Origin of the sequence: Thiomicrospira microaerophila (assembly GCF_000934765.1) — a bacterium.
Taxonomy (GTDB): domain Bacteria; phylum Pseudomonadota; class Gammaproteobacteria; order Thiomicrospirales; family Thiomicrospiraceae; genus Thiomicrospira; species Thiomicrospira microaerophila.
On the sequence record NZ_JYNN01000055.1, the window covers coordinates 1 to 12,803 of the forward strand.

Genomic DNA, 12,803 nt, shown 5'->3' on the forward strand with positions numbered 1-12,803 from the left:
GACAGAAAATCGCTCAATTATGCTAAAAATCACGTATTTTAAGGCAAAAAAGCCCGTTTTGGGCCAACTAGCGATTATTTGCCCGACAGGCTCCTAGGATACAACTAAACAAACCGCAAGGCTCAAAACCTAACATATGCACAGAGAATGCATAGCTCGCTCCCATGTAGCACGTCACTGCGAACAATCCACTCACGCCATCACGACCATTAAGTTAAGGAATTTGTGGCACAAAAAAAGCGAAACAACTTGCGTCGCGAGGCCAAAAAATTACGTGTCATTGCGAGGCCAAAGGCCGTGGCAATCTCTGGCAGACTGCGCATGCCCTTGAGGGATTGCCACGTCGCTGCGCTCCTCGCAATGACCGTTTTTTTTCTTAACTTAATGGCATTGACGCACAGCGTGGGAACGAGAAAAGAAGTGTGCATACGTTAGCTGGGCGATGGGCAGCAAAATGAATGCGGAACTGGTTAAGGTAGCCCTTATGCGCGCAATGCGCGCACTATGGAACCGAAAGCCCACGCGTGGGCTGACGATTCACTCAGACCAAGGTTCACAGTTTGTCTCAAAGGCCTATCGTAAGGTACTCAAAAACCGGGGAATTCGCCCCAGTATGAGTCGTCGAGGCAATTGCTGGGATAATGCGGTTGTGGAGAGTCTTTTTGCAAGTTTGAAAAAGGAGCGCGTTTATAGAACAACCTATAATAATGGAAAGCAAGCACGCCATGACGTGTATGACTATATTGGCTGGTACAACCATGAGAGAATGCACAGCACTAATGACAACTACTCATCCGTTGAGTATGAGAACCAGTGGATAAGGGCTATGCAGACACTAGATCAAAAATGGGCCTCTTTTTGTACGAAATAGGGTTGACACTCCATATGCGCTTGATTAGGCGTAAAATCTCCAATAACCTGTTTTTGTGGTTTGCTTGATGGATTAAATGGCGGGTTTAGCCTTTAATTACATCAAGCCTTGGCGTGTTCTTTAATCCACTGGTTAAGCGCATCATTTAACCGAGTTTGCCAGCCTTTGCCGGTGCTTTTAAAGTAGTCAACAATCGGCGCATCTAAGCGGATGGTTACAGGCTGCTTAATGGTTTCGGCTTTTGGCCTACCTGGTCTAATCAGATCATCACCCCGCCTTAAGTCGGCCTGCTGAAAAAAATCATCACCTAATTCGGGTAAGTCATCATAAATACTGTTTAAATCGTTGCTGTTCGCGTTCATTGGCTTTCCTCATTGAAATAATTCGCTTGGCCTTGCCCCTTGGTGTCCACGCCAATACAACTAACCGGCTGTCCATGTAGCCAATTGTAATAAATCAGGTTTCGCCATAATCTTGCCTTGTGTCTTCAAGCGTATAATAAACACCCTCAAATACTTTTTCGGCATCGGCAAAATCAAGGCCCCGTTCGTTTAATGTTTTTAACCGTTTGGTTTTGTCATACTCTAGCATCTAATTATTGTACTTACATTATTTAAAAAAGGCTATAAACTGATATTTTAGTATGCGCTTGATCAGGCTGTAAAATCTCAATAGCCTGTTTTTGTAGTTTGCTAAAAAGATTAACTGGGGTATCATTCAACCAATAAACATGAACAACAAGGTTTTTTATGTCACTCATCACATTTGATACGCTTCAATATGCCAAAGCCTTAGAAGCCAAAGGCTTTACTGTTGAACAAGCTGAAGCCTTAGCCGAACAAAATAAAATTGTTTTTAATGAATTTGCTGAAAACCAGCTAGCAACCAAAGCCGATTTATTCAAAGCCAAAGAAGAATTAAAAGACGATACGCAAGCCATTAAACATGAATTAGCCCAAATTAATGCGGACTTGCTGATATTGAAATGGGGGGTTGGTTTGGTGGTCGGTATTTCGGTTACTGTGGCGATTAAATACTTATTCGGCCTCTAAATCTCGCTAACCTAGCCAGCAGAGTCTTTTTTGTTTTCATTTCTTTGCGCGGTTTTTACAGGGCGCTTGAAAGGTCTATTGATAGGGGGGATCGGTTGGCGGTTCGGTTTAGTTACCGCCCCCGGATTCAGTTAATAAATAGCCGTGCTTGTTTAAGGTCTTCAACACAAGCCGATAATCTAAACCGCCACAAACTGATCCCCCCATACCCCCCCTCACTACCCCCAATAATACCCCCAATGGTTTGCGCTTGCAATAGACGCATGACACTACATAAGACGCTAAGCTGTTGATTTTACGTTACTAGGGGCGTAAAAAAACCCGCTTGAAACGGGTTTAATATCGAATATGGCGGAGAGCGGGTGCGTCATACTTAAACAATTTACCATTTATACTCAACAACTTAAAAACAACATCTAAACACAATACCCCCAATAATACCCCCTTTGGTCGGCGGTTGAATTTTTAGGAATTGGGTACGAATCCTTTTTTAACCTGCATTTTTTAGGCCATAAACGACTTTTAATATCAGTCCTGTTTTTTTGCCATGTTTCCCGCGCCTATGATGTTCCCCGTTTTGTTTCCAATTACCACTAGGTTAAGGGTTCGTTCTTTTTGCCTTTCTTCTTTGTTGGCAATATTGCGCTTTAGGGCTTCGGTGGCTTAAAGATGCTTCACGTTCCGCCATGTATATTTCGCTCTCAAACATCATGCGCCATGCTTTAGTTTTATAGCCGCGCTGATACAGTTGTCTGGCGTTGCACAGCTTACAGACCTGCTTGTAAAGACCCATTGCGGTTAACCGTTTGGCGTTCATTTTGGCGCGTTCCTTGCCCTCTTGTGTCGTTGCGCCTGTTGATTGCTCCCAAGGTCGCCAATGATGAATTAATTCGGATTGGCGTTGTCTGCGTTCGGGTGTCCAGCCGTTGTTGTTAGCTTTCATTTGTTACCAGTCCATTAGTTCGTTCTGTGTTCAGGTATTAACGTTTGTTTTTTCAGATCGTGAATCGGGCTTCTTATCATTAGTTGATGTTTCAGTAGGCATGTCATACATCATTGGAAAAAAGCAGTTCATACGCTCTGGTTTGGATTCGTTCTGCTTTAGTTCCGTTGGATCGGTCATAACTTGCTCGATATTCTGTGTTTTCTGTTCGCTCATTGTTCTATCTCCGGTTGTTAATACTCGTTGTAATTTGCTTTAAATCTTATCATTGAATCACCGTGAAGCATTTGCTAGTTTGCAATAGTGTTTTTTTAACGGGACATACGGGACAAGCGGGACACGCCTTTGTTTATCGGGGTTTCAGTCTGTCCCGCTCTAAAAAAGCAAGTGGGACAGCGGGACACGAAACGCTAAATATGTCCCGCTGTCCCGTTGGTGAAATTCGAGTGGGACACGCTCAAACCCTTGTATATACTGGGATGTCCCGCCTGTCCCGTGTGTCCCACTGTTTTTAGTCCAATGTTAACAGTGTTGAATCGACACAGTAAGCATTGAAACGCTTACCGCCCTCAACAACTGGGCTTTTAGCTGTGTTTCTTCCAGCGTCATGCTTCAACACCCCCGCCGCCTTTAATGCGGTGCATACTGTGTTCACGTCAAGGCCTTTGCATACCTCGTTTTTGAATACGGTAGGTAAGAAGTAATAAACCACGTTTTCACCGTTGCTATCGACTTCCAGCCGCTTATAACCCGCCATATTCTGAATAATCGGGCTTTCATTTTGCGCTTTGGCTAGGTTATCGAATCGGCTTTGGCTGTGGCGTTCGATAAACTCCCTCACACGTTCCAAGGCCTGTCTGTGTTCATCGGTTTGGCTGGGGTCGCCCATATGATTAAGCCATGCTTTGAAACAGGCCGCCGCGCCTTGTACCGCTTCCCCCTTGTTCCAGCCTGTTAATCCGTAAGAAGTAGCCAACTCACCACAGGCCGCCACGGTAGCGAACCGATTTAATACCCGTTGCACTTGGTTTGTGGCATTGGGGGGCGTGTGTTGGGCTAAGAATTGGGCTTTTGTTTGCTCTAGTGCTTGTAGGCTGTCTGATCGGCTGGCTATAAACCGTTCTAGGAATGCAACCCCAGCCGTGCCGTGTTGTTGCTGTGTGGCCTGTTGTAAGTGTTCGGCTTGTTCACGGCTACAACTTTCCGCATCAAGAATAACGTCAAATATGCCATGCGCCCCCGTATCGGCTTCAATGTCAATTAATCGCACTTCTTGACCTGCACGGGTTAGCGTTCCCGCTTCCAGCATTGCCGCCTTTAATGCGAGTTCACCCGTTGAAACAAACAGGGTAATCCATGTTTTAGGTTTGGTGGTGTCGGTCATGCGTTGCTTGGCCTGTCCGTTTGCCAACATATAGACCGCCGCGCCAATATCCCGCCCGTTCATTTCCCCCATTTCATCAAGGCATAACAATGAATCATTATGCAAATAGGCGGTTTGCTCTAGCCCGTTGGTGGTGGCACGCCACATCTTTTTACGGTCATGCCCGCCCCACACGCTAGCCGCCATATAAAGGGCTGTTGTTTTACCCAATGACGAACCGCCCCGAAAATGAAACCCGCCGCCCTCTATTCCGATTAACGACAATAACGGAGCGGTAAAGGCCGCGCTAATGGCAAAACTTAAACGGCTGTTACCTTTGGCATAGGCCGCCACGCTATCCCGCCATGTGTCCAGCGTTCCGCGCTCACTGAATCCCAGCGAATCGGGGTAAGGGGTTTGCAATAGGATTTCACGGCCTTTGGCATCGCCTAGCGTTCGGCTCGGTAAAATAAAACAATCTTCAAACCAGCCAACACGGGTAACACAAACAGCCTGTTTGTCGGTGTGGGCGTTCTGTATGAATTGGGCTAGTAGGCTTCTTGCTCGTGCTTGGTTGTTTAGCTTCAAGCCCATGTTCAACAAGGTGGCGTGTAACTGATCGCCCCGCCCCGCTAACAACTCCATCGGCATTACCCATTTTTTACGCTTACCCGCTGGGTCGGTAAACTCTACCACCCGCCCCCAGTTGTTGCTTTCGGTGTCGCAAGTTTGCGCTGTCACTTCCAGCTTTGAGCAAATCCATAAGGGGTTTGCATTTTCATTGTTCGGGTCTAAATACACTAACCCACGCTTGGTGTAGCTAAACCCCTCTGGCATGTTGGTTGGCTTGGTTTTCTGAATGTCGATTACTTTCGGATCGTTCTTAATGATTGGCTGTGCGTTCATGCTGATACCTCGCTGGCTTGTCGGTTCTGATTGGTTTGCTGTTGGTTGCGGTGGTAGTCGTTCCAGTCTGTACCCTGTTCACCCTCTTTAAATTCGGGCAATAGAATGTGCGCTCCGCTTACCCGTGCCGCTTGTTTGGCTTGTTCTAACCCTGTATTGATTTCATTTAGTCGGTCGTTATCCGCCGCGATATAAAATTCATTTTCGGGGTAGCGTTGCCTTAAACATTTCGCCACGGTAATCAGGTTGCTGGCATTGAAAGCACAAATTACGCTAGCGGTTTGCGTGTAATGCTCTGCTAAGGTTGCACCGGTTGAAAAGCCCTCACAAATCACAATAGGCACATCATTCCCGCGCCATTCAATCGGATAAAACCCGCCCTTGAATTTACCCCCTTTAAGCGGTCTTTTCGTTCCGCTGGGGTCAATGGCTTGCAGATTGATTAACGCCACGTTACCGCCTTGTAATTCGCCATAAACGGGAATAATTAAACAGTCTCTCAAGTAGCCCTCAAATATCGGCATAAACAGCGCCCCATGCGCTTGAATCTGCTTGTTAACTAGGTAGGGGTGTTGATCGGGAGCGGGTTGTAAGTGTTCCCAAATCCCCGCCGCCTTATTTGCCATGCGTTGATATTGGGCATTTAGATCGGCTTGATATCGGGCGCGTTCGGCTTGCATTTGGTGGTAGGCTTCCGCTCGCTGTGCTTTGTCGAGTTCGTTTAGGCCGTTGGGGTGATAAACGTGTTCTTCACCGGTTATCCAATTGCCAAATATTGCGCCCCCATCTTCAAACACGCGAATCCATGCGGATTTATTGCCCTTTGGCTTATTCGGGGCGTTGAAGCGGATAATACAACCAGGCCTGGTTGTTGGGGGTGCATCATAGCCCTGTTGCGCCATGTATTCGTTTAGAGTTGTTGTGTTCATGCTCCACCCCCTGTTTCACGCATAACGGCTTCATAGGCGGCGTGGTGTTGCGATGGAAAATAATAATCCTCACCCTTTGCCACAAATACAGGGTCAATGTTTAACAGGTGTTCTTGGTAAAGGTGTTCAATCACCGAACCCGCTTTATCCGTGTGGAATCGCTTAATAAATTCATCACAACTTATAGCAGGCGGCTTGAATCTGATTATGTTGCTCATGCTTCACCCCCACGATAAGAAAGGGGGCTTGCGCTGGCATCATCAAAACGGTTTTCTTTGATTTGCTCTAAGCAGTTGGTGTTGCAATACGCTTGACGGATCAATGCATCCAGTTCACTAAATAAGCCCACGGTGAAACCCTGAACCGCATCCGAATCACTATTGGCTTGGTTCATCAAACCCAATACATAATCTTGAAGCAGGCCTGCTTGCTGGGTATGCTCGGTTTGATAACGGATAAGGCTGTACGCTTCCGCCTTGCCTTGGTTACAGGCTTGGTTATAACTCCAGCTTGAATCTAAGCTAATAACCGCTTCACCATCAATAAACGCTAAATGCTTGGTCACGTTGCGCTTCATTTCACACCTCCAAAACCTAATAACGACACATCAAATTCACACAACCCCGCATCGGCTAAATAATGGGCTAGGCTGTCGAGTGAATCGAATCGCTGGGGCTTACCTTGGTTGTTAGAGATCGGGGCGTGTTGTTCGCGTGTGGTGGTGATGTAGGCTATCCATTCCCCCGCGCTATACATGGCGGTTACGGACTGAATAAATGAATCATCGGGTAGATTGACGGTAAACGAATAGGCCGCTAATCGGCTGGTGATAATAGGCATGGTATGCCCTCCTGAAAGTTTAGTTAGTGTTTGCCCACCTGCTTTAGTGTTCACAGGTGGGCGGGTCTCAACTACCGCTTTCAGACGGCTGGATATATTCCCCACAAAGGGTCTTGTATTAAATCCTATCAACCCGCCCGTAATGAATATACGGATACGGTTTTTCATTCCCTGTAGGCGGTCAAGATACAACCAGGCCTGGTTTATTTTGGGCATAAAAAAAGCACTGTTTAAGGCTGTGCTGAGTGCCTCTGAAAGTTTAGTAGTGCATTCATTATTGCTCAATCTGGGGGCATTATGCAAGCCCTTATTGTTGTATAGTGTCCTATACGGTGTCATAATGTTATTCATATTATTAAATCCTATTCTGTTTTGGGGGTGTTATGGCTACTGTAATCAACACGCACAACCTGTTTAATGCGCTAAAGGCTTCGGGCTTTGATGAAAAGCAAGCTAATGAAGTGCTAAACACGGTTGAAGCTATGCAAAACGCTAGGCTTGAAGAGGTTGCAACCAAGGCCGATATTCAAAAAGTTAATGCCGATTTAATCACGCTTGATTCAAAACTTGATCGGCTTCAATCATCGGTTGATTCAGACGCTAAAATAACCCGCTTTAGCCTATTGCTTATATTTGCCGTGCTGGTTCTTCCCTACCTCAAAACTCTATTTGTTTAGCCATGCTTACCTCATTAACCCCGCTCGATATATTCGCCCTTATTGCATTCACCATTACCACGCCTATTTTTATTTGGTTCTTGGTGAATCATTACCGCAATAAAGACAAACACAAACACGGTTGAAACCATGCACGCAACTAGAGCCGATATAGCAACCTCTAAAGCGGATATAAAATCCGATAAGGCTGAGATAAAGGCTGATGTTCGCCTTGTGCAATGGGGTATTGCCCTCATTATTGCCGTGCTGGTTCTGCCTTACCTCAAAACCCTTTTTATTTAGCCTTAAACAAGCGGATGGCTTCCCGCGCATAGTCATGTTGGCTTGCATCCAATTCATACCGCCCCGCCCGTGTGGTGTTGCCGTATCGGGTCGTTACCGTTTCGGGTAGCGTGTGAATCTTCCAGCCGCGCCCTCTTAGCTTGAATGCAATGTCGTTAGGGTGATTAAACCCATATCCCGCCATCAACTCCCGCAAGCTATACGAACCGCCTAGCAAGGCCTGCAAAAAGGCCGCCTGTTGTGGTGAACGTAGCCTTAAATCTGGTGAAACCGCCCCCAATGCATTAGAATTAACATTGGCTTGAGTGGCGGTGTTCTGTGGTTGGTGCATCGCCTGTTTCATTTCAAATACTCCCCATCTAATAAACTTTTCACATCGGCCTTAATTTCTTTGTAATGTTCACCTGCCAGCATTCCCGCGCTAATGGTGTCCGCTACATCGTTTTCCAGTTCTTCAAGTTGCGCTAAGGTGTTGGTGTCGAGTGCATCCCGTGCGTTCGGTGCTGTGCTTACCTCAATCCCTAGCCGTGAATAGATCGCCTTGGTGGTGTTGGTGTAGATATGCGCCGCGCCCTTGCTTCCCTGATCGGTGGCATAGGTTACGAATGCCTTTAGCGTGTCGGTCAAGCTTTTGCGCGTTGCTTTGCCGTCAATGCGTAGTTGCTGGAATAGCTGGTTATCTTGATTGGCTTTCGCTTGTAGCAGGGTTTGCTTCATGCGGTAGAACCGCTGGTTAAATTCCCTAAAGGCCTGTTTAGCCCGTTGGGTTTCAAATCTCGGTAACAGAAGCGTAAACGCTTGCTCATTTAAAAGATAAGCGTTGAAGCGTTGCCCTCGGTATTCGGTTTCGTAAGGCTCAAACACTTCATTAAACGGGTTAGTTTTAGGGTCGGTACCGCTTACCCTTAAATTACGGTCTTCAGTAAACTGCCTAGTTTTAGGGTGACACGGCGTCACCCTTAAATCTGGGTAATCCACAAATAAACGCTCAATCATTCTGACTACCACCGCATGTTGAACCTTTAACGCGCTTGCTATCTTTTGGGTGTTGGTCATCGGTTGGCCATGTTGAATAAATACCGCATTCATTACGCTACCCCCTTTGCGCTATCCCGCGCCTGTACCTTTTCATCAATCCACGCTTGAACCTCTTGTTTAACCCATGCCACGGATTGCGCTGTTAATCGGGTTGGTTTTGGAAACGCCCCCATATTCGCCAAGCGGTAAACCTGACTTTTTGAAATGCCTGTCATGCTGACTACTTCACGAATACGGATAAGGGTTACTGGTGGGGTGTTGCTGATTTGTTTTGCCATGCTTAATACCTCAATATTCACGTTGAATAAATACACGCTGTTGCGTGCTGTTGGGGCTTATTAGACGGGATTGGATAGGGCTAGAATAGCGGCCTAAGTTACAGTTTACCTAGCCCCCTGTTAAGGTCTAACCTAGGTAGGGGTTCGGGGTAAATGGGGGGCTAGGTTATTTCGGCTTTATGGGGGCAATATACAAGAAACCCGCTGTTTATGCGGGTTCTAATGGGGGGCTAGGTTTGGATACCACGCAAGACTAAAACGGTACTTCGTCAAAAAAGTTTGGCGGGGGCGTGTAGTTCATCGGCTTTAGTTTGACAGTCTTTTTTTCTGCAATGGGTTGAATGGGTTTAAAACAGGCCTGCAACTCTTCTAGGGTTTTGGGGTTGGCGCGTTCGCTGGTTGTTTTTGGTTGCCCGCCTGTCTTATGCCAGTTTGAAACCTCACTCATTCTTGTAATGGCTTTGTCAGCTATACCCCAGCTTTTCAAATTATCGTTAATCCATTCGGTAACTGACGCTTTTACCGATTTACCGCTATTGGCGTTCACCCCGTCAAAAGCTAGCCAAGCATAAACCGCCCCTGCCAGTTCGGGTGAATAATGTTCGTGATTCGGGTCAAGGTAAGGCGGGATATAACCGCTTTCAATCGGCTGGGGCTGGTTTTCACCTGTACCAAAAAACTCACTAGGCCAATTCTTGCTAATTAGCCATTCTCTTAGGTTACTGGTGGTTATCTTTGTTACCGCGCCGTTGTTGGGTTCTTCAAGCGCATTTAATAACGCCCCCAGCATTACATTAAGTTCGTTTTGCATGTGTGAATATTCGTTGCTTCTTATGTAATACTCCCCGCCGTTCCAGTCGCTGTAATCGACTTCTATTGGCGGAATACCCAATATTAAGGCCGCGCCCTCTGCTATGGTGAATTGGTCGTATAGTTTATAGGTCTTTAATTCGTTGCTTAATGCCATCCTGAAACCTCCCAGCTTCAATAATCCAAATCAAAATAAGGCGGTATTAACAGGCGGCTGGATAGTTCCGCTTTTCGCCCCGTCGGGCTAGTTAATACCGTTTACGGTTTGGGCTGTTGCCCTGTTTTTTTTTATCCTGTTGGGTTTCGGTGCGATACACAACGGCTGTTGCTCACCTGTTGCGCGTGTACCGCTGTACCGTTTGTATCGTTTGCAACGGTACGCGCTCAAAGCCTTGTGTTTACTGGTCTGTACCGCCTGTACCGTGCGTACCGTTGAAAATAGTGCATATCTAACTTGATCGGCTACTTTTGGGGGGTGCAAACATCAATCAAGCCCCTCGCTTAATCGGTATCACGTCCGCCCCTGCCTTTAGGCTGTCTAAATAGTCTGCCCAGGCCTGCATCATTTCAGATCGTTGCGCTAGGTATTCCGCCTTGTTATAAGCCCCTTTCACTTGGTTGGCTTCTTCATGCGCTAGCTGTTTTTCAATATGTGCGCTGTTGTAACCCATTTCATGCAGTAAGGTGCTGGCGGTGTGTCTAAATCCGTGACTGGTTACAAATCCCACGCCATAAGGTTGACCTGTTTCGGGATTGATTAACCGCTGAAAGGCTTTAGTTGTCGTGTTCTCGCTCATAGGGGTGTTTGTGCGTTCACCCCTAGACGTTAAAAAAACAAACTCCCGTTCACCCGTTAAAAGGCGCATGGCTTCAATAATAGCTAGGGATTGGCGGCTTAATGGCACAATGAAAGGCCTGCCCGTTTTCATCTGGTCTGGGGGTATCTCAATCAATCGGCTGGGGGTATTAATGTAATCCCAGCGTAAATGCCGAATGTTGTAGGGGCGCAAGAAAACCAACGGGATTAACTTCATCGCCATATGCACCGCATAATCTAAACGGGGGGCGCGTTCATCCAGTTGGCGCAATAGATCGGCTAGCTGTTTAGGGTCAATGACATGTGCAAAGTTCTGTTTTTTGCTCTTATCGGGTTTGGGTAGCAGTCGAATTAAACCATCTGCAGGATTGTTCTCTAATTCACCAAGGATAATAATGTCATCAAAAATCTGCCTTAATACCCCAGCCATACGCCTAGCCGTTTCGATTGAACCGCGCTTTACAATCAACTCCAACACTTCAAGCAATCCGCGCTTAGTCCATTCATCAAGCGGTTTCTTATCGACAAATGGAATCAGGTTTTTTTCTACCCGCTGGACTAGATCGGTTCGGGTGCCTTGCGCTAGGGTCTGTCTTTTTAACCAGGCCTGCCAATAGTAGCTAAACCTTTTTGCCTGCATGCTTTGTTCGGCCTTAATTTCATCTTTTGCGGTTTTAGGGTTGATACCCTTTGCAACTAATGAGCGTGTCTGTTGGTGCTGTTCTCTGGCTTGTGATAATGAAATGTCGGGATAAACCCCAATTGAATATAACCCCTCTTTGCCATCAAGCCGAAACTTGTAACGCCACAGTTTTGTACCGTTGGGCTTGACCAATAAAAATAAGCCGCCCCCATCGGATAACTTGTAGGCTTTTGTCTCTGGTTTTGCCTTGCGTGCTTTTGCATCGGTCAGATTGTATTTGATTGCGTTACTCATTGATTGCACCTGCTGGGGTATCAAATAAAAGATTTAGGACTCTGCTGGGGGTATCGCTTTTTAAACCCGATACCCCCATACCCCCTCAATACCCCCTCAATACCCCCAATAATACCCCCAATGGTTTGCGCTTGCAATAGACGCATGACACTACATAGGTCGCTAAGTTATTGATTTTACATTGCAGTGGGCGTAAAAAAACCCGCTTGAAACGGGTTTAATATCGAATATGGCGGAGAGCGGGTTCTTTTTAATATATTTAAAATTAATAACTTGCACATGCTAATTAGTTAATTACCCACACAATTACCCGCTTTGGCTTTAGCCAAAGAGAATACCCGCGCGCGCTAAAACACCGTAGGGTTGTTAAGGGCGTTGGGTGTCGATTGCTGTTGTCTGCCAGTATTGCCTGTATTTATGAATACAACTAAAAATAAAAAACTTCACCAAGTGCCAAAAAATTCATGGCTAGTTGGGGTTCGGGAGTTCCACCACCCGCTTGTAAATAAAGGCTGGAAAGTACCTTGCAACACAATTCAAAAGCGGCGGGCTTAAAATGTAAATTTTAGTTTTTTTGTAACAGTATATATTTTTTAATGGGGTTAGTGGGGTTAGTGGGGTATTCCTTTATCTATGCGGGTTTGCGTTGGTTTAACCTAATGGGGTTGTAGTGGGGTTAGTGGGGTTGGGTTTAAACAGTTCCATTTATTCTTTTGGGTATATTCACTTAATGCAATACAACAAAAACACACTTAAATTTATAATAAAAACCGTGCCACTTTGTTGCGTTGCCTATAAAATCAATAACTTAGCTAGTGGATTTTGGCGCCTCCATGCACCCGCAACGGGATTTTGTTGCACAGGGACCCTTGCAGTCCCCGTTTTCGCGCGCGGGGTTTTTCTTTTGGCAAGGAGCCAAACGCCCGACACGCCAGCACCAGCACCAGCACCAGCACCAACACCGACACTGGCACGGCCACAAGATAACCAAACAAGCCACCGCTTGACGCTGGCAGGTGGAATTGAATCCACTGGTAGGTTAGCAGGCCTGGTTAGATCG

General features: G+C 46.3%; 17 protein-coding genes and 1 pseudogene. 4 read left to right on the plus strand and 14 right to left on the minus strand.

Annotated features, from left to right (window positions below; all coding sequences use genetic code 11):
• Window positions 1–439: 439 nt before the first annotated feature.
• Window positions 440–871: pseudogene (locus tag NA59_RS11400) on the plus strand (transposase); the annotation flags it as partial.
• Between the two features lie 101 nt (window positions 872–972).
• Here the strand turns inward: NA59_RS11400 and NA59_RS11405 are convergent.
• The 3 genes from NA59_RS11405 to NA59_RS15725 are packed head-to-tail and all read right to left on the minus strand — an operon-like array spanning window position 973 to window position 1,462.
• On the minus strand, window positions 973–1,233 hold the full coding sequence (locus NA59_RS11405; RefSeq protein WP_044412708.1) for a BrnA antitoxin family protein: 261 nt from the start codon (window positions 1,231–1,233) through the stop codon (window positions 973–975).
• Window positions 1,196–1,309 carry a BrnT family toxin gene (locus tag NA59_RS15825; protein WP_198401105.1) on the minus strand — a complete coding sequence of 38 codons (114 nt, stop codon included), beginning with the start codon at window positions 1,307–1,309 and terminating at the stop codon, window positions 1,196–1,198. The genes NA59_RS11405 and NA59_RS15825 overlap by 38 nt, the downstream gene beginning before the upstream one ends.
• Before the next feature lie 18 nt (window positions 1,310–1,327).
• Window positions 1,328–1,462: a BrnT family toxin gene (locus NA59_RS15725; RefSeq protein ID WP_198401106.1), complete on the minus strand. Its 135-nt coding sequence runs from the start codon at window positions 1,460–1,462 to the stop codon at window positions 1,328–1,330.
• A 158-nt stretch (window positions 1,463–1,620) separates the two neighbouring features.
• Between NA59_RS15725 and NA59_RS11415 the strand changes: the two genes are divergently transcribed.
• Window positions 1,621–1,923, plus strand: coding sequence for a CCDC90 family protein (locus NA59_RS11415; protein WP_044412710.1), 303 nt, complete (start codon window positions 1,621–1,623; stop codon window positions 1,921–1,923).
• A 598-nt stretch (window positions 1,924–2,521) separates the two neighbouring features.
• On the opposite strand, the gene NA59_RS11420 is transcribed toward NA59_RS11415, so the two are convergent.
• The 6 genes from NA59_RS11420 to NA59_RS15160 all read right to left on the minus strand — a co-directional run bounded on the left by NA59_RS11420 (window position 2,522) and on the right by NA59_RS15160 (window position 7,255).
• A complete protein-coding gene (locus NA59_RS11420) occupies window positions 2,522–2,866 on the minus strand; it encodes a hypothetical protein (protein ID WP_044412712.1) in 345 nt (114 codons plus the stop codon).
• Between the two features lie 511 nt (window positions 2,867–3,377).
• Window positions 3,378–5,135: a DUF927 domain-containing protein gene (locus NA59_RS11430; RefSeq protein ID WP_052501647.1), complete on the minus strand. Its 1,758-nt coding sequence runs from the start codon at window positions 5,133–5,135 to the stop codon at window positions 3,378–3,380.
• The gene (locus NA59_RS14490) at window positions 5,132–6,064 is read right to left on the minus strand and encodes a toprim domain-containing protein (RefSeq protein ID WP_052501648.1); all 933 of its coding nucleotides are present in this window, start codon (window positions 6,062–6,064) and stop codon (window positions 5,132–5,134) included. Before NA59_RS14490 ends, NA59_RS11430 begins: the two co-directional genes overlap by 4 nt.
• Entirely contained in the window at window positions 6,061–6,282 is a 222-nt protein-coding gene (locus tag NA59_RS11440) for a hypothetical protein (protein ID WP_044412719.1), read from the minus strand. Before NA59_RS11440 ends, NA59_RS14490 begins: the two co-directional genes overlap by 4 nt.
• Window positions 6,279–6,641: a hypothetical protein gene (locus NA59_RS11445; RefSeq protein ID WP_044412721.1), complete on the minus strand. Its 363-nt coding sequence runs from the start codon at window positions 6,639–6,641 to the stop codon at window positions 6,279–6,281. The genes NA59_RS11440 and NA59_RS11445 overlap by 4 nt, the downstream gene beginning before the upstream one ends.
• Window positions 6,638–7,255 (minus strand): hypothetical protein, encoded by a 618-nt coding sequence (locus tag NA59_RS15160; RefSeq protein WP_232504087.1) that lies wholly within the window; start codon window positions 7,253–7,255, stop codon window positions 6,638–6,640. The genes NA59_RS11445 and NA59_RS15160 overlap by 4 nt, the downstream gene beginning before the upstream one ends.
• 32 nt (window positions 7,256–7,287) lie before the next feature.
• Here NA59_RS15160 and NA59_RS11455 point away from each other — a divergent pair, with 32 nt between their 5' ends.
• Both NA59_RS11455 and NA59_RS15165 read left to right on the plus strand, forming a co-directional pair.
• Window positions 7,288–7,581: a CCDC90 family protein gene (locus NA59_RS11455; protein WP_044412732.1), complete on the plus strand. Its 294-nt coding sequence runs from the start codon at window positions 7,288–7,290 to the stop codon at window positions 7,579–7,581.
• 129 nt (window positions 7,582–7,710) lie between these two features.
• On the plus strand, window positions 7,711–7,863 hold the full coding sequence (locus NA59_RS15165) for a hypothetical protein (RefSeq protein ID WP_157792610.1): 153 nt from the start codon (window positions 7,711–7,713) through the stop codon (window positions 7,861–7,863).
• On the opposite strand, the gene NA59_RS11460 is transcribed toward NA59_RS15165, so the two are convergent.
• The 5 genes from NA59_RS11460 to NA59_RS11480 all read right to left on the minus strand — a co-directional run bounded on the left by NA59_RS11460 (window position 7,856) and on the right by NA59_RS11480 (window position 11,743).
• Window positions 7,856–8,206, minus strand: a complete 351-nt coding sequence (locus tag NA59_RS11460; RefSeq protein ID WP_044412733.1) for a helix-turn-helix domain-containing protein — start codon at window positions 8,204–8,206, stop codon at window positions 7,856–7,858. The two genes, NA59_RS15165 and NA59_RS11460, sit on opposite strands and share 8 nt — an antisense overlap.
• Window positions 8,203–8,952: a Rha family transcriptional regulator gene (locus tag NA59_RS11465; protein WP_044412734.1), complete on the minus strand. Its 750-nt coding sequence runs from the start codon at window positions 8,950–8,952 to the stop codon at window positions 8,203–8,205. The genes NA59_RS11460 and NA59_RS11465 overlap by 4 nt, the downstream gene beginning before the upstream one ends.
• On the minus strand, window positions 8,952–9,179 hold the full coding sequence (locus tag NA59_RS11470) for a helix-turn-helix transcriptional regulator (protein ID WP_044412737.1): 228 nt from the start codon (window positions 9,177–9,179) through the stop codon (window positions 8,952–8,954). Before NA59_RS11470 ends, NA59_RS11465 begins: the two co-directional genes overlap by 1 nt.
• Before the next feature lie 253 nt (window positions 9,180–9,432).
• Window positions 9,433–10,146 (minus strand): hypothetical protein, encoded by a 714-nt coding sequence (locus tag NA59_RS11475; protein ID WP_157792611.1) that lies wholly within the window; start codon window positions 10,144–10,146, stop codon window positions 9,433–9,435.
• 331 nt (window positions 10,147–10,477) lie between these two features.
• Window positions 10,478–11,743, minus strand: coding sequence for a tyrosine-type recombinase/integrase (locus NA59_RS11480; protein WP_044412743.1), 1,266 nt, complete (start codon window positions 11,741–11,743; stop codon window positions 10,478–10,480).
• Between the last annotated feature and the right edge of the window lie 1,060 nt (window positions 11,744–12,803).